Origin of the sequence: Pseudomonas sp. JV245A (assembly GCF_032424515.1) — a bacterium.
Taxonomy (GTDB): Bacteria; Pseudomonadota; Gammaproteobacteria; order Pseudomonadales; family Pseudomonadaceae; genus Aquipseudomonas; species Aquipseudomonas protegens.
Map to the genome: position 1 here is coordinate 47,426 of NZ_VYKE01000018.1, position 20,517 is coordinate 67,942.

Annotated in this window: 18 protein-coding genes; 6 read left to right on the forward strand and 12 right to left on the reverse strand. The window is 61.8% G+C overall.

The genetic code is table 11. The features are described 5' to 3' along the window. The first annotated feature begins 43 nt into the window (after nt 1–43). The 4 genes from F6S12_RS08090 to F6S12_RS08105 all read left to right on the forward strand — a co-directional run bounded on the left by F6S12_RS08090 (nt 44) and on the right by F6S12_RS08105 (nt 4,809). Nucleotides 44–526, forward strand: coding sequence for a MarR family winged helix-turn-helix transcriptional regulator (locus F6S12_RS08090; protein WP_011062206.1), 483 nt, complete (start codon nt 44–46; stop codon nt 524–526). After that, nucleotides 516–1,985 carry an efflux transporter outer membrane subunit gene (locus tag F6S12_RS08095; RefSeq protein WP_053159455.1) on the forward strand — a complete coding sequence of 490 codons (1,470 nt, stop codon included), beginning with the start codon at nt 516–518 and terminating at the stop codon, nt 1,983–1,985. The genes F6S12_RS08090 and F6S12_RS08095 overlap by 11 nt, the downstream gene beginning before the upstream one ends. Before the next feature lie 14 nt (nt 1,986–1,999). Continuing rightward, a complete protein-coding gene (locus F6S12_RS08100) occupies nt 2,000–3,202 on the forward strand; it encodes an efflux RND transporter periplasmic adaptor subunit (protein WP_011062204.1) in 1,203 nt (400 codons plus the stop codon). Nucleotides 3,203–3,279: 77 nt separating this feature from the next. Continuing rightward, complete coding sequence (locus F6S12_RS08105; RefSeq protein WP_065363234.1) at nt 3,280–4,809, forward strand: DHA2 family efflux MFS transporter permease subunit; 1,530 nt, start codon at nt 3,280–3,282, stop codon at nt 4,807–4,809. 97 nt (nt 4,810–4,906) lie between these two features. Here F6S12_RS08105 and F6S12_RS08110 read toward each other — a convergent pair whose 3' ends face one another. Both F6S12_RS08110 and F6S12_RS08115 read right to left on the reverse strand, forming a co-directional pair. Then, the gene (locus tag F6S12_RS08110; protein ID WP_232643452.1) at nt 4,907–5,659 is read right to left on the reverse strand and encodes a UDP-2,3-diacylglucosamine diphosphatase; all 753 of its coding nucleotides are present in this window, start codon (nt 5,657–5,659) and stop codon (nt 4,907–4,909) included. Then, a complete protein-coding gene (locus F6S12_RS08115; protein ID WP_011062201.1) occupies nt 5,656–6,159 on the reverse strand; it encodes a peptidylprolyl isomerase in 504 nt (167 codons plus the stop codon). The genes F6S12_RS08110 and F6S12_RS08115 overlap by 4 nt, the downstream gene beginning before the upstream one ends. A gap of 270 nt (nt 6,160–6,429) precedes the next feature. On the opposite strand from F6S12_RS08115, the gene F6S12_RS08120 reads away from it, so the two are divergent. Both F6S12_RS08120 and cysS read left to right on the forward strand, forming a co-directional pair. After that, on the forward strand, nt 6,430–8,130 hold the full coding sequence (locus tag F6S12_RS08120) for a glutamine--tRNA ligase/YqeY domain fusion protein (protein ID WP_315868830.1): 1,701 nt from the start codon (nt 6,430–6,432) through the stop codon (nt 8,128–8,130). An 18-nt stretch (nt 8,131–8,148) separates the two neighbouring features. After that, complete coding sequence (gene cysS / locus F6S12_RS08125; protein WP_123430474.1) at nt 8,149–9,531, forward strand: cysteine--tRNA ligase; 1,383 nt, start codon at nt 8,149–8,151, stop codon at nt 9,529–9,531. A gap of 68 nt (nt 9,532–9,599) precedes the next feature. On the opposite strand, the gene F6S12_RS08130 is transcribed toward cysS, so the two are convergent. The 10 genes from F6S12_RS08130 to nuoG form a co-directional block, all read right to left on the reverse strand. Next, entirely contained in the window at nt 9,600–9,917 is a 318-nt protein-coding gene (locus F6S12_RS08130) for a helix-turn-helix domain-containing protein (protein WP_053152691.1), read from the reverse strand. Continuing rightward, nucleotides 9,904–10,254, reverse strand: coding sequence for a hypothetical protein (locus tag F6S12_RS08135; RefSeq protein WP_053152689.1), 351 nt, complete (start codon nt 10,252–10,254; stop codon nt 9,904–9,906). The genes F6S12_RS08130 and F6S12_RS08135 overlap by 14 nt, the downstream gene beginning before the upstream one ends. A 237-nt stretch (nt 10,255–10,491) precedes the next feature. Continuing rightward, nucleotides 10,492–11,955 carry an NADH-quinone oxidoreductase subunit NuoN gene (gene nuoN, locus F6S12_RS08140; RefSeq protein WP_011062196.1) on the reverse strand — a complete coding sequence of 488 codons (1,464 nt, stop codon included), beginning with the start codon at nt 11,953–11,955 and terminating at the stop codon, nt 10,492–10,494. 7 nt (nt 11,956–11,962) lie between these two features. Beyond that, complete coding sequence (gene nuoM, locus F6S12_RS08145; RefSeq protein ID WP_015636298.1) at nt 11,963–13,495, reverse strand: NADH-quinone oxidoreductase subunit M; 1,533 nt, start codon at nt 13,493–13,495, stop codon at nt 11,963–11,965. Nucleotides 13,496–13,534: 39 nt separating this feature from the next. Next, the gene (gene nuoL / locus F6S12_RS08150) at nt 13,535–15,388 is read right to left on the reverse strand and encodes an NADH-quinone oxidoreductase subunit L (protein ID WP_011062194.1); all 1,854 of its coding nucleotides are present in this window, start codon (nt 15,386–15,388) and stop codon (nt 13,535–13,537) included. Next, the gene (gene nuoK, locus F6S12_RS08155; RefSeq protein ID WP_011062193.1) at nt 15,385–15,708 is read right to left on the reverse strand and encodes an NADH-quinone oxidoreductase subunit NuoK; all 324 of its coding nucleotides are present in this window, start codon (nt 15,706–15,708) and stop codon (nt 15,385–15,387) included. Before nuoK ends, nuoL begins: the two co-directional genes overlap by 4 nt. A 4-nt stretch (nt 15,709–15,712) precedes the next feature. Beyond that, nucleotides 15,713–16,213: an NADH-quinone oxidoreductase subunit J gene (gene nuoJ / locus F6S12_RS08160; RefSeq protein ID WP_011062192.1), complete on the reverse strand. Its 501-nt coding sequence runs from the start codon at nt 16,211–16,213 to the stop codon at nt 15,713–15,715. A 9-nt stretch (nt 16,214–16,222) separates the two neighbouring features. Further along, complete coding sequence (gene nuoI / locus F6S12_RS08165; RefSeq protein WP_003223795.1) at nt 16,223–16,771, reverse strand: NADH-quinone oxidoreductase subunit NuoI; 549 nt, start codon at nt 16,769–16,771, stop codon at nt 16,223–16,225. Nucleotides 16,772–16,782: 11 nt separating this feature from the next. Beyond that, nucleotides 16,783–17,790, reverse strand: a complete 1,008-nt coding sequence (nuoH, locus tag F6S12_RS08170; RefSeq protein ID WP_011062191.1) for an NADH-quinone oxidoreductase subunit NuoH — start codon at nt 17,788–17,790, stop codon at nt 16,783–16,785. Further along, the gene (gene nuoG / locus F6S12_RS08175; protein ID WP_315868831.1) at nt 17,787–20,501 is read right to left on the reverse strand and encodes an NADH-quinone oxidoreductase subunit NuoG; all 2,715 of its coding nucleotides are present in this window, start codon (nt 20,499–20,501) and stop codon (nt 17,787–17,789) included. Before nuoG ends, nuoH begins: the two co-directional genes overlap by 4 nt. Nucleotides 20,502–20,517: the final 16 nt, after the last annotated feature.

Consider the following 20,517-nt stretch of genomic DNA (forward strand, 5'->3'; position numbering starts at 1 on the left):
TCTCGACATATATTCACTGCCTAGGCAGTTATTAGGTGAGCACATGAAGCATTTCACCCCGGACGAATTCAAAACCTGCCATCTCGGCCTGTTGCTGGGCCGCGCCGCATTGCTCAAGGACCGGATCATCGACACCCACATGGAACCCCACGGCATCACTGCCGCGCAGTTCAAAGTGTTGATCATCATGGCCCAGTTCGGCGTCGATACCCCGGCCGAGCTGTGCCGGCACCTGTCGCTGGACAGCGGTTCGATGACACGCATGCTCGATCGTCTGGAGCAAAAGGGCTTCCTGGCTCGCCAACGCAGCGAAGGTGATCGCCGCCAAGTACAACTGACCCTGACCGAACAGGGCCAGCAGTTGACGGATCGGCTGCCGCAGATCGGCGCCGACGCGATGAATGAACTGGCTGGCGCGATCTCCCCGGACGAGTTGAAGACCCTGGAATACATCCTCAAGAAAATCCTGCTGGCCGCCGGTGACCCGATCACCATCCAGCGCTTAGGTGAACACAATGAGCAGTAAAACCTTGCGCAGCAGCCTGACGCTGGTGCTGTCGGCGATGATCCTTGCCGGATGCGCCAATTACAGCGGCCTCGATACCCAAGGCAAAAATCTCGACGCGAAAAGCCTGAAGGCCGGCCAATCCCTCAACGGTGTGACCCTGTCGCCTGCGGCATGGCCGAAAAGCGACTGGTGGACCAGCCTCGGCGATCCACAGCTTGACGGTTTGATCCGCGAAGCCCTGCGCGACAGCCCGGACATGCAGATTGCCGCCGCCCGCGCCCATCAGGCCAGCGCTGCCGCGTATGCCGCCGATGCCGAACGCTATCCGACCCTCGACGCTAGCGCCGGCATCAGCCGTTCGCGCCTGGCCAAGGATCAGGATCCGCTGGGGCAGGGCGATGCCTACGCCACCGTGCGTAACATCAGCGCTGGCTTCAATTACAACTTCGACCTGTGGGGCGGCCAGCGTGATGCCTGGGAAGCCGCACTCGGCCAGGCGCGTGCTGCTGAAGTTGACCGTCAGGCCGCGCAATTGACCCTCGCCGCCGATGTGGCCCGGGCCTACAGCGATCTGGGGCAGGCGCACATCGTCTATGACCTGGCCAGCGACGACCTCAAGCGCACCAGACAAATGCTCGATCTGAGCCAGCGTCGCTTGAGCGCCGGGATCGACAGCCAGTACCAGTTCCAGCAAACCCAGAGTCTGGAAGCCAGTTCCGAAGCCAGCCTGATCGACGCCGAAAAACGTCTGAGCAGTGCGAAAATCGCCCTGGCCGTGCTGCTCGGCAAAGGCCCGGATCGCGGCAGTGAAATCGCCCGGCCCAAAGTATTGCAAGCCAGCGCCGTGGCTGTGCCCTCGGTTCTTCCGGCAGAGCTGCTTGGCCGTCGCCCGGACCTGGTCGCCGCCCGCTGGCGTGTAGAGGCCGCGAGCAAAGACATCGATTCGGCGAAAACCCGCTTCTATCCCAACCTGAACCTTACGGCGTCCGCCGGTGCCGAATCCTTGTTGGGTGACGCAATGTTTGGTTCGGCCAGTCGCTTCTTCAGCATCGCCCCGACCATTTCGCTGCCGATCTTCGATGGTGGGCGCCTGCGCGCCAACCTCGATTCGCGTGACGCCGATTACGATCTGGCGGTGGCGCAGTACAACAAAAGCCTGGTGAAAGCGCTGGGTGATGTCAGCGACACGATCAACCAGTTGCGTGACATCGGCCGGCAAATCGGCGCGCAACAGCACGCCACCGACATTGCTCAGGATTCCTATAACACCGTGGTCCAGCGTTACGGTTCCGGCATCGGTAACTACCTGGACGTGCTCAGCATCGAGCAGCAACTGCTGCAGGCCCAACGTCAGTTGGCCAACCTCAATGCCGAGCAGATCGATCTGTCGATTCAACTGATGCAAGCGCTGGGCGGGGGCTTTCAGGGCGAGACCCTGAGCGCAGCCAACGCCATCCCAGCCACGCCGCACAACTAATTCAGGTATTTGTCATGGCCACTGCCGAAAACACCCAAGCTCAAGACAACTCGCAAGACACCGGCAATCCGCGCAAGCGCAAAGTGATGCTGCTGGTGCTGGCCATCGTTGTGGCCCTCACCGGTGCCGGTGTCTGGGCTTATCACGAATTCATCGGGCGCTGGAATGAGAGCACCGATGACGCCTACGTCAACGGCAACGTCGTTGAAATCACTCCGCTGGTGACCGGTACCGTGGTCAGCATCGGCGCCGACGATGGTGACCTGGTCCACGAAGGTCAGGTGCTGATCAACTTCGACCCCAACGATGCCGAAGTCGGTCTGCAAAGTGCCCAGGCGAAACTGGCGCGTACCGTGCGTCAGGTTCGCGGCCTGTACAGTAATGTCGACGGCATGAAAGCCCAGGTCAACGCGCAACAGGCCGAAGTGCAGAAGGCTCAGGACAACTTCAACCGCCGGAAAAACCTTGCCGCGGGCGGCGCGATTTCCCAGGAAGAACTGTCCCACGCCCGCGACGACCTGACCTCGGCGCAAAACGCCCTGGCCAACGCCAAGCAGCAGTTGAAAACCACCAGTGCGCTGGTCGATGACACTGTGGTCTCGTCGCACCCCGACGTGATGTCGGCGGCGGCGGATCTGCGCCAGGCCTACCTAACCAATGCGCGCAGTACCCTGATTGCGCCGGTCACCGGTTACGTTGCCAAACGCACCGTGCAGCTCGGCCAGCGAGTGCAACCGGGTACGGCGTTGATGGCGGTGATCCCGCTGGATCAACTGTGGATCGATGCCAATTTCAAGGAAACCCAACTGCGTGACATGCGCATCGGCCAGCCCGTGGACATCGAGTCCGACATCTACGGCAGCAGCGTGAAATACAGTGGCACCGTCGACAGCCTCGGCGCCGGCACCGGCAGCGCGTTTGCTCTGTTGCCCGCGCAGAACGCCACCGGCAACTGGATCAAGATCGTGCAGCGTGTGCCGGTACGGATTCACATCAACGCTGAAGAGCTGGCCAAGCACCCACTGCGGGTTGGCCTGTCGACCAATGTTGAAGTGAACCTGCATGACCAGAGCGGCCCGGTACTGGCGCAGCAACCGCAGCAAAAGGCCTCGTTCAGCACCAACGTCTACGACCGGCAGTTGGCCGAAGCCGACGCGATGATCGCTCAGCTGATCCATGACAACAGCGCTGTGGTCAGCAAAACCGCGCAACGCTGATTCGCCACTGACCCTGTGGGTGCGAGCACGCTCGCCCCACAGGGGCGCAGCGCCACCCCGGTTCCAAAGGATTCGCGATGAGCAATAACGCTTCTTTCACGCCGCCCAGCCTGTTGCTCAGCACCATCGGCCTGTCGCTGGCGACCTTCATGCAGGTGCTCGACACCACCATCGCCAACGTGGCGTTGCCGACGATTTCCGGCAACCTTGGTGTGAGTTCGGAGCAGGGCACGTGGGTGATTACCTCGTTCGCCGTGAGCAATGCGATTGCGTTGCCGCTGACCGGCTGGCTCAGCCGGCGCTTTGGCGAGGTAAAACTGTTTCTCTGGGCGACGATGCTGTTTGTGCTGGCCTCGTTTCTCTGCGGCATCTCGACCTCGATGCCTGAGCTGATCGGCTTTCGTGTGCTGCAAGGCCTGGTGGCCGGGCCGTTGTACCCGATGACGCAAACCCTGTTGATCGCCGTTTATCCACCCGCCAGGCGCGGCATGGCCCTGGCATTGCTGGCAATGGTCACGGTAGTGGCGCCGATTGCTGGTCCCATTCTTGGCGGCTGGATCACCGACAGTTACAGCTGGCCGTGGATTTTCTTCATCAACGTTCCGATCGGCATTTTTGCGGTGATGGTGGTGCGTTCGCAGCTGGCCAAGCGCCCGGTGGTCACCAGCCGTCAGCCGATGGACTACGTCGGGCTGATTTCGCTGGTCATTGGCGTCGGCGCGTTGCAGGTGATCCTCGACAAGGGCAATGACCTGGACTGGTTCGAGTCGAACTTCATCATCATTGGCGCGGCGATTTCGGTGATCGCGCTGGCAGTGTTCATCATCTGGGAAATGACCGACCAGCATCCGGTGGTCAACCTGCGGCTGTTCGCGCACCGCAACTTCCGCATTGGCACGATAGTGCTGGTGCTGGGCTACGCCGGGTTCTTCGGTATTAACCTGATCCTGCCGCAATGGTTGCAGACCCAGATGGGCTACACCGCGACATGGGCGGGGCTGGCGGTGGCACCGATCGGCATCCTGCCGGTGCTGTTGTCACCCTTTGTCGGCAAGTACGCGAACAAGTTCGACCTGCGCCTGCTGGCCGGGCTGGCATTCCTGGCCATTGGCCTGAGCTGCTTCATGCGTGCCGGTTTCACCAATGAAGTGGACTTCCAGCACATCGCCCTGGTGCAACTGTTCATGGGCATCGGCGTGGCGCTGTTCTTCATGCCGACCCTGAGCATCCTGATGTCCGACCTGCCACCGCACCAGATCGCCGACGGCGCTGGCCTGGCAACCTTCCTGCGGACTCTGGGGGGCAGTTTTGCGGCGTCGCTGACCACCTGGATCTGGATTCGCCGGGCAGACCAGCATCACGCTTACATGAGCGAGAGCATGAGCATCTTCGATTCGGTCACCCGAGATGCGCTGAACAATCTCGGAGGCGCGAGCACCAAGGCTTACGCGCAGCTGGATCAAGTCCTGACCAGCCAGGCATACATGCTCTCGACCGTGGACTACTTCACCTTGCTGGGCTGGGGCTTCATGGGCCTGATTCTGCTGGTCTGGCTGGCCAAGCCGCCATTCGCTGCCAAGGCCGGCCCAGCCGCGGCGGGGCATTGATGCCCTTCGCCGCAGGCGCAGGCGTCCGACAGGGCCATGCAAGGCTTGCTGGCCTCTTCGCCGGCAAGCTGGCTCCTACGGCAGCGAGGGCGTCCGTTCAGGGCGAACCGGGCAGCGCCAGTTGCGTCGGTACGAAATCGAACGCCGCCAGTTGGAAACCCTGCTCATCCACCTGCAGCGCCCAGCCCTGACGGTCCCAGTCCCCCAGCACAATGCGCTTGGCAGCTTGTTCGCCGATCTGCAGCTTGTGGATCGCCGGGCGATGGGTGTGGCCGTGAACCAAGGTGCGCACCCCGTGTGCCTGCATGACCTGCGGTACCTGGTCCGGGGTCACATCGACAATGTCGTTGGCCTTCATGCGGGTCTGGGCTCGGCTTTCGTTGCGCAGCTTACGCGCCAGCTTGCGCCGGGTGCCCAGGGGCAGGTGGCGCAGAATCCACAGGCTCAGCGGGTTGCGCAGGTAGCGGCGCATACGCATGTAGGCTTCGTCACGGGTGCACAGGCTGTCACCGTGCATCAGCAATACAGGCTCGCCGTAGAAGTCGACGACGCTGGGATCCTTGAGCAGGGTGGCGCCGGCCGCCTTGCAGAAGGCCTTGCCGAGCATGAAGTCGCGATTGCCGTGCATCAGGAAAATCTGCGTGCCGCTGTCGCTGAGCTCGCGCAATGCCTGGCAAATGGAAAGCTGGTAGGGGGTCATGGCATCGTCGCCGATCCATACCTCGAAAAAGTCCCCGAGGATGTACAGCGCCTCGGCGGCGCGGGCGCGCCCACCGAGTAATTCCAGAAACGCCCGGGTGATGTCCGGGCGCTCCTCTTCCAGATGCAGATCTGAAATCAGCAGTATCACTCAATGATCTCGGCTTTCTCGATGATCACGTCGTCTGCGGGTACGTCCTGGTGGCCGGACTTCATGGTGGTGGCCACGCCCTTGATCTTGTCGACCACTTCGGTGCCGGCGATCACTTTGCCGAATACGGCGTAGCCCCAGCCCTGCACGGTCTTGCCGCTGTGGTTGAGGAAGCTGTTGTCGGCAACGTTGATGAAGAACTGCGCGGAAGCCGAATGCGGCTCCATGGTGCGGGCCATGGCAACGGTGTACTTGTCGTTGGAAAGGCCGTTGTCAGCTTCGTTCTGGATGCTTGGACGCTTGTCTTTCTTTTCTTTCATGCCAGGTTCGAAGCCGCCGCCCTGGATCATGAAGTTACCGATGACGCGGTGAAAAACGGTGTTTTCATAGTGACCGGCTTTCACGTATTCGACGAAGTTGGCCACGGTCAACGGGGCTTTCTCGGCGTTCAGTTCCAGCACGATCTCGCCGTGGTTGGTGGTCAGTTTGACTTGGGTCATGGTCGGTACTCTTTATAAGGAGAAGCGTTTTCAAGAAAATCCTGGGTGGCGGGGCACGCATGGGGTCCGCACCGATTTGGCCATCCAGCAGCCAAGGAGCGCAGTTTAGCGTGACCGCCACGAATTTCGAGGCTGTTTTTTCACTTGGGTGCCATTAATAGCCGCAGTTTTAAAGCTGCGCTCTGTCAGGCACTTGACAGCATCGGCTATGATATCCGTTTTGATTTATCAGGCCGCACCTGGCCGCGCACTTGTACGTTCAAGGATCCTATGAGCAAGCCCACTGTCGACCCTACCTCGAATTCCAAGACTGGACCGGCCGTACCGGTCAACTTCCTGCGCCCGATCATCCAGGCGGACCTGGACTCGGGTAAGCACACACAGATCGTGACCCGCTTCCCTCCGGAGCCCAACGGTTACCTGCACATCGGTCATGCCAAGTCGATCTGCGTGAACTTCGGTCTGGCCCAGGAGTTCGGTGGTGTCACGCACCTGCGTTTCGACGACACCAACCCGGCCAAGGAAGACCAGGAATACATCGACGCCATTGAAAGCGACGTCAAGTGGCTGGGTTTTGAGTGGTCCGGCGAAGTGCGTTATGCCTCGCAGTACTTCGACCAGTTGCACGACTGGGCCGTGGAGCTGATCAAGGCAGGCAAGGCCTATGTCTGCGACCTGACCCCTGACCAGGCCAAGGAATACCGCGGCAGCCTCACCGAGCCAGGCAAGAACAGCCCGTTCCGCGAACGTTCGGTTGAAGAGAACCTGGACTGGTTCGCCCGCATGCGTGCCGGCGAATTCCCAGACGGTGCACGGGTGCTGCGGGCCAAGATCGACATGGCCTCGCCGAACATGAACCTGCGCGACCCGATCATGTATCGCATTCGCCACGCCCATCACCACCAGACCGGTGACAAGTGGTGCATCTACCCCAACTACGACTTCACCCACGGTCAGTCGGATGCCATTGAAGGCATCACCCACTCGATCTGCACCCTGGAGTTCGAAAGCCACCGTCCGCTGTACGAATGGTTCCTCGAGCACCTGCCAGTGCCGGCCAACCCGCGCCAGTACGAGTTCAGCCGCCTGAACCTGAACTACACCATCACCAGCAAGCGCAAGCTCAAGCAACTGGTGGATGAGAAGCACGTGAATGGTTGGGACGACCCGCGCATGTCGACCCTGTCGGGCTTCCGCCGCCGCGGCTACACCCCGGCATCGATCCGCAATTTCTGCGAGATGGTTGGCACCAACCGCTCAGACGGTGTGGTCGACTACGGCATGCTGGAATTCAGCATCCGCCAGGACCTCGACGCGAATGCCCCGCGCGCCATGTGCGTGCTGCGTCCGTTGAAAGTCGTGATCACCAACTACCCGGAAGACCAGGTCGAGAACCTCGAACTGCCACGTCATCCGCAAAAAGAAGAACTCGGCGTGCGCAAGCTGCCGTTCGCCCGTGAAATCTACATCGACCGTGACGATTTCATGGAAGAGCCGCCAAAAGGCTACAAGCGCCTGGAGCCGAACGGCGAAGTGCGCCTGCGCGGCAGCTACGTGATCCGTGCCGACGAAGCGATCAAGGATGCTGAGGGCAATATCGTCGAGCTGCGTTGCTCCTACGATCCGGACACCCTGGGCAAGAACCCTGAAGGCCGCAAGGTCAAGGGCGTGGTCCACTGGGTGCCGGCTGCGGCTAGCGTCGAGTGCGAAGTGCGTCTGTACGATCGTCTGTTCCGCTCTCCGAACCCGGAGAAGGCCGAAGACAGCGCGAGTTTCCTGGACAACATCAACCCTGACTCCCTGCAAGTGCTCACTGGTTGTCGTGCTGAACCCTCGCTGGGCAACGCACAGCCGGAAGACCGTTTCCAGTTCGAGCGCGAAGGCTACTTCTGCGCGGATATCAAGGACTCGAAACCAGGTGCTCCGGTATTCAACCGTACCGTGACCCTGCGCGACTCCTGGGGTCAGTGATTCAGTCAAGGAACTAACGTGCTAACGATCTACAACACGCTCACCAAGAGCAAAGAAGTCTTCAAGCCTCTGGATGGCAACAAGGTGCGCATGTACGTGTGCGGCATGACCGTGTACGACTACTGCCACCTGGGCCATGGCCGCAGCATGGTGGCCTTCGACCTGATTACCCGCTGGCTGCGTTTCAGCGGGTATGACCTGACGTATGTGCGCAACATCACCGACATCGAAGACAAGATCATCAACCGGGCCAAGGAGAACGGTGAGCCGTTCAATGTCCTGACCGAACGCATGATCACGGCGATGCACGAGGATGAAGCACGCCTCAACATCCTCAAGCCGGACATGGAGCCGCGTGCCACGGATCATATTCCGGGCATGCTGAAGATGATCCAGACCCTGATCGACAAGGGTTACGCTTATGCCCCGGGCAATGGCGACGTGTACTACCGCGTCGGCAAGTTCATGGGCTACGGCAAGCTGTCGCGCAAGAAGATCGAAGACCTGCGCATCGGCGCGCGGATCGAAGTCGACGAGTCGAAGCAGGACCCACTGGACTTCGTTCTGTGGAAAGGCACCAAGCCGGGCGAGCCAAGCTGGCCATCGCCTTGGGGTGACGGTCGTCCGGGCTGGCACATCGAGTGCTCGGTGATGTCCACCTGCTGCCTGGGCGAGACCTTCGACATTCATGGCGGCGGCAGCGACTTGGAGTTCCCGCACCACGAGAACGAGATCGCCCAGAGCGAGGCGGCTACCGGCAAGACCTACGCCAACGCCTGGATGCACTGCGGCATGATCCGCATCAATGGCGAGAAGATGTCCAAGTCCTTGAACAACTTCTTCACCATTCGTGACGTGCTCGACAAGTACCATCCGGAAGTGGTGCGTTACCTGCTGGTGGCCAGCCACTACCGCAGCGCCATCAACTACTCGGAAGACAACCTCAAGGACGCCAAGGGCGCGCTGGAGCGTTTCTACCATGCGCTCAAGGGCCTGCCGAAAGTGGCGCCGGCCGGTGGCGAAGCCTTCGTCGAGCGTTTCACCCAGGTGATGAACGACGACTTCGGTACTCCGGAAGCCTGTGCCGTGCTGTTCGAGATGGTGCGCGAGATCAACCGCCTGCGTGAGAGCGATATCGATGCGGCGGCGGGTCTTGCAGCCCGCTTGAAGGAACTGGCCAGTGTGCTGGGCGTGCTGCAACTGGAGGCCGACGACTTCCTGCAGGCCGGTGCCGAAGGTCGGGTCGATGGGGCACAGGTCGAGGCGCTGATCCAGGCCCGCCTGGCGGCCCGTGCCAACAAGGATTGGGCAGAGTCCGATCGGATCCGCGACCAGATCACCGCCATGGGCGTGATCCTGGAAGACGGCAAGGGCGGTACGACCTGGCGCCTGGCTGACTGAGCCTGCGTTCGCTGCAACAAGAAACCCGCCTGGTGCGGGTTTTTTGTTGCCCTTCGAACAGTGCCGGATCAGGCCAGCGAGGCGAGGCGCTCCACTGTATCGGGGTAGCGTTCCACCAGGCGTATCAAGGTCGTGGCCTGGGCGTTAGGTATGGCGCGGCCCTGTTCCCAGTTCTCCAGGGTGCGGGTGTTGGTGCGCAGGTACATGGCGAATACCGAGCGCGAGAGGTTGAGTTGCTGGCGGATGTTCATCACCTCGGCGGCGGTGATGGGGGGCAGCTTGTCGAGTTTCACTTTATGGCTGCGCAGGGTGATCTTGCCCTGGCGTTCCTGGGTGAGGGCGTCGATGCCTTCAACCAGTTCGGAAAAGATGTCACGTTTGGTCATGTCTTCTGGCCTCGATTTCACGTTCCAGCAGTTGTTTGAGCTGTTGTCGCTGCTGCGGTAGCAGGTCGTCCATCTGCTCCTTGTCGAACAGGGTGAAGAGCCAGAACTGTGCTCCTCCGGACCACCAGTAATAAATCACCCTCAGCCCGCCACGCCTGCCCTTGTTGCGTCGCTCATCGATGAAACGCATCTTGCGCAAGCCGCCAGTGCCCTGAATCAGAACACCCGCGTGCGGGTGACGCAGCAACTCGATCTGCAGTTCGCAGAACAACTCGTCGTCAAGGAAGCCTTTTCGGTATCGCGCAAATGCCGGTAGTTCAATAAACAGAGCATTCATTTCATACGCTTCCTACGTATAGGCTGGATGACGCTGCAGCTTTGGTCAAGGCCCGCTGAGCGCCGCGTTTGATCTGGCAACAGTCTATGCCTGCGGCAGTGGGCTGAATGTCGGACCGGGCCGACGTGACAGGAAGGGCGATTCCGAGTTTCGCCGGGAAGAGGGGAGGGCAGGGCCCTGAAATGCAAAACGGCACCCGAAGGTGCCGTTCTGTGTGTTGCGCTGAAGCTTAAGCGATCAACCTGCCAGGCCCGAATGCTGGACCAGGGTCAGCAGCGGCTGTGGGTATACGCCGAGGAAGAACGCCAGGAGCGCGATGGCCAGCAGCATGACGCCACCGGCTTTCTGTTCCCAGTGCAGTTGGGCATCGACGCGACGCAGGTTCGGCTCGATCAGGTACAGGGTGACCATCACTCGCAGGTAGTAGAAGACGCCGATGGCGCTGCCCATGACCAGGGAACCGACCAGCCACCATTGGTGCGCTTCGACACCGGTAGCGATGATGTAGAACTTGCCGATGAAGCCTGCGGTCAGCGGGATACCGGCCAGGGACAGCATCATCACGGTGAGGACGGCCGTCAGGTACGGACGGCGCCAGAACAGGCCGCGGTACTCGTACAGTGCGTCGGCGTCACGGCCCTTGTACGGCGAGGACATCAGGGTGATCACGCCGAAGGCGCCCAGGCTGGTGATCACGTAGGTGACCAGGTACACGCCGATGGCTTCCATGGCCAGGCCCTTGCTCGCCACCAGGGCGATCAGCAGGTAACCGAAGTGGGCGATGGAGGAGTAACCCAGCAGACGCTTGAGGTTGCTCTGGGTCAGCGCCAACAGGTTGCCCACCAGGATCGAGGCGATGGCGATCACGGTCAGCACGTTGCTCAGGACACCGCTGCTGGCCACTGGCGAGAGCTGGAACAGACGCACCAGCACCGCGAACACCGCCACCTTGCTGGCGGTGGCCAGGAAGGCGGCGACCGGGGCCGGGGCGCCTTCGTAGACGTCCGGAGTCCACAGGTGGAAAGGCACCAGCGACAGTTTGAAGGCCAGGCCGATCAGCATCATGCCCAGGCCCAGTTGCGCCAGCGGGCTTGGCAGCCCAGTGGCGGCCAGGGCCTGGCCGATACCGCTGAAGCTGAGGCTGCCGGCTTCTGCGTAGAGCAGGGCCATGCCGAACAACAGGAAGCCCGAACCGGCGGCCGACAGCACCATGTACTTGATGCCGGCCTCCAGGGAGCGCTTGTTGAAGAAGGCATAGGCCACCAGGCCGTAGACCGGTACCGAGAGCAGTTCCAGGCCGATGAACAGGCCGGCCAGGTTCTGCGCGCTGACCAATACCAGGCCACCAGCGGCGGCCAGCAGGATCAGCAGGTACAGCTCTTCACGGTTGCCCGGGTAACCGCTACTGCCATCGCCCAGGTAGGCGTGGGCCAGGGTGACGCAGGCCAGGGTGGCCACCAGGATCAGGGCCATGTAGAGGCAGGCGAACTGGTCGATCTGCAACAGCGGGGTCACTGCCAGCGGTGCCACTTTCAGCACCGGGAAGATCGACAGCAATGCCAGGTTCAGACCGGCCACCGACAGCAGGAAGGTCTGGGCGTGGTTGCGCCGCCAGGCGATCGCCAGCATCACCACCACAAGGGTGGCGCTGGTGATCAGCAGCGGCGCCAGGGCTATAAAGTGTTGAATCGTAAAGTCCATAGCGCTCTTACCGGGCCGAAGCGAGTTGAGTGAAGGCGGTGCTGAGCCATTGCTGCACGCCATGCATGGTGGCGGCAGAGGTATCGAGGAACGGTTGCGGGTACACGCCGATGTAGATCAGCAGGACCGCCAGCCCCAGCACCATGATCAGTTCGCGAGCATCCATGCCGTGCAGCACCGCGTCCGACTTGGACGGGCCGAAGTAGGCACGGTGGATCATGATCAGCGAGTAGACCGAGCCGAACACCAGGCCCGAAGTCGCGATCGCGGTGATCCATGGAGCGCTGACGAAGGTGCCGATCAGGATCAGGAACTCGCCGACGAAGTTGCCGGTGCCCGGCAGGCCCAGGGAGGCGGCTGCGAAGAACAGGCTGATGGCCGGCAGGTAGGCGATACGCGACCACAGGCCGCCCATTTCACGCATGTCGCGGGTATGGGTGCGCTCGTACAGCTGGCCGCTGAGGATAAACAGCGCGGCTGCCGAAACACCGTGGGCCAGCATCTGGATCACCGCGCCCTGCAGGGCCTGCTGGCTGCCGGAGTAGATCCCGATCAGCACGAAGCCCATGTGGGAAACGCTGGAGAAGGCGATCAGGCGCTTGATGTCGGTCTGGGCGAAGGCCAGGAAGGCACCGTAGAAGATCCCGACCAGACCCAGGGTCATGGCGATCGGTGCGAACTCTGCCGAGGCGTTGGGGAACAGTGGCAGGGCGAAACGCAGCAGGCCGTAGGCCGCCGTCTTCAGCAGGATGCCCGCCAGGTCCACGGAACCGGCGGTCGGTGCCTGGGCGTGAGCGTCAGGCAGCCAGGAGTGGAATGGCACCACGGGCAGCTTCACCGCGAAGGCGATGAAGAAGCCGAGCATCAGGATGTACTCGGTGGCGGTGGACATCTTGGTCTTCAGCAACTGGGCGTAATCGAAGGTGATGACCCCGGTGTTGTTGAAGTTCACCAGCACCAGGCCCAGGATCGCCACCAGCATGATCAGGCCGGAAGCCTGAGTGAAGATGAAGAACTTGGTCGCTGCGTAGATCCGGGTTTTCTTGCCGTCTGCCGAGCTGTGACCCCAGAGCGCGATGAGGAAGTACATCGGCACCAGCATCATTTCCCAGAAGAAGAAGAACATGAACAGGTCCAGCGCCAGGAACACGCCGACCACACCGCCCAGGATCCACATCAGGTTCAGGTGGAAGAAGCCCACGTGGCGCTGGATCTCTTTCCAGGAGCAGAGTACCGAGAGGATACCCAGCAGGCCGGTCAGCAGGATCATCAACAGCGACAGGCCGTCCAGCGCCAGGTGCACGTTGATGCCGAAGCGCTCGATCCAGACATGCTTGAACTCGATGGCCCAAGTTGGATCGGCGCCAGGCGCCGGAGCAAATGAATAGTTACCGTGGGCCCACAGCCAGAGGCCGAGGGCGAGTTCCAGGGTCATGGTCAACAGCGCAATCCAGCGGGGGAGGGTGGCGCCGAAGCGCTCACCCAGCCAGCACAGCAGGCCGCCGATGAAGGGGATCAGGATTAGCCAAGGCAGAATCATGACGGGCTCAATTCCTTTCGCAAGTTCGCAAGGTTCATATCAGACCGCTACCAGCACAATGGCGCCGATGACCAGCACGGCACCGGCTGCCATCGAGGCGGCGTACCAACGCAGTTGACCGGTCTCGGTACGGCTCAGGGAGGTGTGACCCCCTTTGGCCATACGCGGGATCAAACCGATGGTCTGATCGAGCGGGTCCTTGCGCAGTACGTGGCTGATGGCCAGGTATGGCTTGACGAACAGTTTGTCGTAGATCCAGTCGAAGCCCCAGGCGGCGAACCACCAGGCCGAGAGCAGACGCCCGATGCCGCTGTTGGCGATGGCGGTCACAACGCGACGCTTGCCAAGGAACAACAGGGCGGCCAGCAGGATACCGGCCAGGGCGATGGCACCCGAGGCGATTTCCAGGCTGTGCTTGGCTTCGCCACCGGCATGGCCGACGCTTTGCGGCAGCACGCCATGCAGGGGCGGGGTGATCATCGCGCCGATCGCAGTGGACAGCACGATCAGCACCACCAGCGGCAGCCAGTGGGAGATCCCGTGGCCGGCGTGGGCTTCGGTCTTGGCTTCACCGTGGAAGGTGATGAAGATCAGGCGGAAGGTGTACAGCGAGGTCATGAACGCACCCACCAGGCCAGCGTACAGCAGGCCATGGTTGCCGCTGGCGAAGGCTTCCCAGAGGATCTCGTCCTTGGAGTAGAAGCCTGCGGTCACCAGAGGCAGGGCCGCCAGGGCCGCGCCGCCGACGATGAAGCTGGCGTAGGCCAGAGGCAGTTTCTTCCACAGGCCGCCCATCTTGAAGATGTTCTGCTCGTGGTGGCAGGCAACGATCACCGCACCGGAAGCAAGGAACAGCAGGGCCTTGAAGAAGGCGTGGGTCATCAGGTGGAAGATCGCGCCGTCCCAGGCGCCAACGCCCAGGGCCAGGAACATGTAGCCGATCTGGCTCATGGTGGAGTAGGCGAGGATCCGCTTGATGTCGGTCTGCACCAGCGCGGCGAAACCGGCCAGTACCAGGGTCACGCCGCCGACCAGGCCCACCAGGTGCAGGATTTCCGGCGCCAGGGTGAACAGGCCGTGGGTACGGGCGATCAGGTAGACACCGGCGGTGACCATGGTTGCGGCGTGGATCAGTGCCGAAACCGGGGTCGGGCCGGCCATCGCGTCCGCCAGCCAGGTCTGCAGTGGCAACTGGGCAGATTTACCCACGGCGCCACCCAGCAGCATCAGGGTTGCCAGGGTGATCCAGAAGTCACCGGCCTGGAATTTCTGCGGAGCCAGCACCAGCAGTTCCTGGACGTTCAGCGTGCCCACCTGTTGGAACAGGATGAACAGGCCGATGGCCATGAACACGTCGCCGATGCGGGTAACGATGAAGGCCTTGAGTGCGGCGTTACCGTTGTTGCGGTTGCTGTAGTAGAAACCGATCAACAGGTAGGAGCACAGGCCCACGCCTTCCCAGCCGAAGTACAGGAACAGCAGGTTATCGCCCAGTACCAGGAACAGCATGCTGGCGATAAACAGGTTGGTGTAGGCGAAGAAACGCGAGTAGCCGGCTTCACCACGCATGTACCAGGACGCGAACAAGTGGATCAAAAAGCCCACGCCCACCACCACGCCCAGCATGGTCACGGACAGACCATCCAGGTACAGGGCGAAGTTCGGCGCGAAACCGTCCACCGACATCCACTGCCACAGCACCTGGGTGTAGTGGCCACCCTCGGGCGGCGCGACGTTGAATTGCCAGATCACGTAGGCGGCCACGATGGCCGACAGGCCAATGGAGCCGACGCCGATCAGGGCCGAGAGGTTTTCCGAGAGGCGTCCACGGGAGAACGACAGCAGCAGGAAACCGATCAGGGGGAATACGAAAGTCAGAAAGAGAAGGTTCATCCGCGCATCTCGCTGGCTGCATCGATATCGAGAGTGTGGAAGCGGCGGTACAGCTGCAGCAGGATCGCCAGGCCAATACTGGCCTCGGCGGCTGCCAGGCTGATCACCAGGATGAACATCACTTGTCCATCCGGTTGCGCCCAGCGGGCGCCCGCAACGATGAAGGCCAGTGCAGAGGCGTTCATCATCACTTCCAGGCTCATCAATACGAAGAGGATGTTACGGCGGACCATCAGGCCGACCAGACCGAGGCAGAACAGGATACCGGCAACCGCCAGGCCATGTTCCATCGGGATAGTACCGAGAGAGATAGTAGGCATCGTATTACTCCTTCGCCTCGTTGCGGCCCAAGTGGAACGCCGTGACGGCCGCGGCAAGCAGCAGCATCGAGGCGAGTTCGACCACCAGCAGGTAAGGACCGAACAGGCTGATGCCCACGGCCTTGGCGCTGACGGTGGTTTGACCGATACCGGCACCGCTCTGATGGCTGAACAGTACGTACAGCAGTTCAGCCAGCAGCAGCGCGGCCAGGATGACCGGGCCGATCCAGATGCCGGGCGTGAGCCAGATGCGCTCTTGCTGAGCCGCGGCCGGGCCGAGGTTCAGCATCATCACCACGAACACGAACAGCACCATGATGGCACCGGCGTAGGCGATCACTTCCAGGGCACCGGCGAACGGCGCGCCAAGGCTGAAGAAGGTCATGGCCACGGCGATCAGCGAAATGATCAGGTAGAGCAGGGCGTGCACAGGGTTGGTATTGGTGACCACACGTAGCGTGGAAACAACCGCAACACCTGACGCGAAATAGAAAGCGAATTCCATCTTTCTTCCTTAAGGCAGCAAGCTCTTCACGTTGATCGGCTCGGCTTCATTCTGCGCGGAGCCTTTTGGCTTACCGGCAATGGCCATACCTGCAACACGATAGAAGTTGTAATCAGGGTTCTTTCCGGGACCGGAGATCAGCAGATCTTCTTTCTCGTAAACCAGGTCCTGACGTTTGAACTCGGCCATCTCGAAATCCGGTGTCAGCTGGATCGCGGTGGTCGGGCAGGCTTCCTCGCAGAGGCCACAGAAAATGCAGCGCGAGAAGTTGATGCGGAAGAAGTCCGGGTACCAGCGACCGTCTTCGGTTTCAGCTTTCTGCAGCGAGATGCAACCTACGGGGCAGGCCACGGCGCACAGGTTGCAGGCTACGCAACGCTCTTCGCCATCGGGGTCGCGGGTCAGGACGATGCGGCCACGGTAGCGTGGAGGCAGGTAGACCGGCTCTTCCGGGTATTGCAAGGTGTCGCGCTTGCGAAAGCCATGGCCGAAGACCATGACCAGGCTGCGCAACTGGGTACCAGTACCCTTAACGATGTCGCCAATATATTTGAACATGGGTCAAATCCTCACTGAACCGCAACCGCAGGTGTGTTCCACAACACAACCGCAGCGGTTATCAGCAAATTGATCAGGGTCAGTGGCAGGCAGAATTTCCAGCTGAAGTCCATCACCTGGTCATAACGCGGACGCGGGATGGAAGCGCGCAGCAGGATGAACAGCATGATGAAGAACGCGGTCTTCAGTGCGAACCAGACGAAGGACAGTTGCGGCAGGATGCCGAACGGACCGTGCCAGCCACCGAAGAACAGGGTGACCAGCAGCGCCGAGATCAGGATGATGCCGATGTATTCACCGACGAAGAACATGCCCCATTTCATACCGGCGTATTCAATGTGGTAGCCGTCGGCCAGTTCCTGCTCCGCTTCCGGCTGGTCGAAGGGGTGACGGTGAGTCACGGCCACGCCAGCGATGAAGAAGGTACAGAAGCCGAAGAACTGCGGAATGATGAACCACAGGTTCTGCGCCTGGTACTCGACGATGTCGCGCATGTTGAACGAGCCGACCTGTACCACGATGCCCATCAGGGCCAGGCCCATGAACACTTCGTAGGACACGGTCTGCGCCGAGGCACGCAAGCTGCCGAGCAGGGCGAACTTGTTGTTGCTCGACCAGCCGGCGAACAGTACCGCGTAGACCGACAGACCGGCCATGGCGAAGAAGAACAGCAGGCCGATGTTCAGGTCCGCCACGCCCCAGGTCGGGGTGATCGGGATGATCGCGAAGGCGATCAACAGGGCGGACATGGCCACCACCGGTGCCAGGGTGAAGATCACCTTGTCGGCAAACGGTGGAGTCCAGTCTTCCTTGAAGAACATCTTCAGCATGTCGGCAGCGATCTGGAACATGCCGAACGGGCCAACACGGTTCGGACCGTAACGGTCCTGCCACCAGCCCAGCAGGCGACGTTCGACGAAGCTCAGCAGCGCACCGGCGATCACTACGGCCAGCAGGATGACGATGGCCTTGACGACCGTCAGGATCACGTCGATCACTTCAGGGGTAAACCAACTCATTGTGCCGCCTCCTGCAGACCATCAACGGAAATGCCTGCGATTGCCGGAGGAATGCCCGCCAGGCCGGCAGGCAGGCCCACCAGGCCAGCACCCAGCTCTTCGTTGATGCGCAGCGGCAGACGCAGGGTCTGGCCAGCCACGTTCACCGCGAGCAGGGCACCGTCGTTGACGCCCAGGCGATCCGCTTCGGATTTGGCCAGAGCAACGTACGGAGCCGGGATGCGCTCCTGCACCGGAGCGGCTTTCGAAGAGTTTTCCTCGCTGCCGAACAGGTGGTAGAACGGCACGGCCTGCCAGGTGCCGGGGGCCGGGGAGAAGGCCCGTGGCACGCTGGCGAACCAGTTGAGGCGGTCGCCCTGGGTTTCGATCAGGCGAGTGCCCGGGTCACCGGCGCGCAGGTGGCCACCGACTTCGTCCTGGAACTTGTTCCAGGCCTGTGGCGAGTTCCAGCCCGGAGACCAGGCGAACGGCACTTGCGAGCGCGGTTCGACGGAGCCCGAGTAACCTTCCATGGAGTAGGCGAAGGCGGTATCCGGATCTTGCGGGGTACGTGGCTCGTGCACGCTCTGGTTGGCGCGCATGGCGGTACGGCCACTGTAGCGCAGCGGTTCGCGCGCCAGTTTCAGGCCCTTGATGCGGAACGCCGCGGAAGGTGCGGCATCGACGATGCTGGCCAGTTGCGCCGTGCTCGCGGCGCAGGCTGCGGTCACGTGGTCCAGTTGGGTCCAGTCCACTGGCTTGTTCAGCAGGGTGCTGCGCAGGGCGTGCAGCCAGCGCCAGCCTTCGTGGACCATGATGCTGGCGTCCAGGTAGGTCGGATCGAAGACCTGGAAGAAGCGCTGGGCGCGACCTTCCTGGCTGACCAGGGTACCGTCGCCTTCGGCAAAGCTCGCCGCCGACAGCACCAGGTGCGCGCGCTCGACGGTAGCGGTTTGTTGATGATCGGCAACGATCACCACCTTCGCCGCGTTCAGCGCTGCATCCACCTTGGCCGCGTCGGTGCGGGTGTACAGGTCGTTTTCCAGTACCACGATGGCGTCGGCACGGCCGTCGATCACCGCCTGCAGGGCGGCGTCCACGGATTCGCCGCCGAGCATGGCCAGGCCGAGGCTGTTGGCCTCTGGCACCACCAGGCTGATGGAGCCGGCTTTCTCGCGTTGCTTCAGGGCCTTGGCGATGTTGGCCGCGGCTTCGATCAGTGCCTTGGAGCCCAGGGAGGTACCGGAAATGATCAGTGGACGCTTGGCTGCCAGCAGGGCATCGGCGATGCGCTTGGCCAGTTCCAGGGCTTCGCTGTCCAGGCCTACCACGGCAGGGGCGCTGGCGTCGATGGCGTGGGCCACGGCAAAACCGATGCGCGCCAGGTCGTCTGGAGCGGCGTGCACACACTCCTCGGCCACGTCGTCGAGCTTGGTTTCAGCCAGGCTGGCGATGAACAGCGGGTTCAGCGCGTGCTGGCCGATGTTTTTCACCGCAGCGTCGAGCCAAGGCTGGACGCGCATGGCATCGGCCATTTCCTCGGCCTTGCCCTTGACCGACTGGCGCAGGGCCAGGGCCATGCGTGCGGCGGTCTGGGTCAGGTCTTCACCGAGAATGAAGACGGCGTCGTGGTCTTCGATGTCGCGCATGTTCGGAACCGGCAGCGGGCTGTCGTTCAGGACCTGCAGAACCAGGCGGATGCGCTCCAGCTCGGAGGCTTCGATACCGGAGTAGAAGTGCTCGGCACCGACCAGTTCCTGCAACGCGTAGTTGCTTTCCAGGCTGGCGCGGGGCGAACCGATACCGACGATGTTACGGCCACGCAGCAGGTCTGCGGCCTGATCCAGTGCCTGGTCCAGGGTCAGCTTGGTGCCATCGGCCAGGCGTGGCTGGCGTGGACGGTCCTTGCGGTTGACGTAGCCATAGCCGAAGCGGCCACGGTCGCAGAGGAAGTACTGGTTCACCGAACCGTTGTAGCGGTTCTCGATGCGGCGCAGCTCGCCGTAGCGCTCGCCCGGGGAGATGTTGCAACCGCTGGAGCAGCCATGGCAGATGCTCGGCGAGAACTGCATGTCCCACTTGCGGTTGTAGCGCTCGGAGTGAGTCTTGTCGGTGAACACACCGGTCGGGCAGACCTCGGTGAGGTTGCCGGAGAACTCGCTTTCCAGGGTGCCGTCTTCAACGCGACCGAAGTACACGTTGTCGTGGGCGCCGTAGACGCCCAGGTCGGTGCCGCCGGCGTAGTCCTTGTAGAAGCGCACACAGCGATAGCAGGCGATGCAGCGGTTCATCTCGTGGGAAATGAACGGGCCGAGGTCCTGGTTCTGGTGGGTACGCTTGGTGAAGCGATAACGGCGCTCGTTGTGGCCGGTCATCACCGTCATGTCCTGCAGGTGGCAGTGACCGCCTTCCTCACAGACCGGGCAGTCGTGGGGGTGGTTGGTCATCAGCCACTCGACGACACTGGCGCGGAACGCCTTGGATTCTTCATCGTCGATGGAGATCCAGGTGTTGTCGGTGGCCGGGGTCATGCAGGACATGACGATACGACCACGGGTGTCGTTCTCGTCGGTGTACTGCTTGACCGCGCACTGGCGACAGGCACCGACGCTACCGAGAGCGGGGTGCCAGCAGAAATAAGGGATGTCGAGGCCTAGTGACAGACAAGCCTGTAACAGGTTGTCCGCCCCATCGACTTCGAGCGCTTTGCCGTCTACGTGGATAGTGGCCATGGTTCAAAGTTCTTCG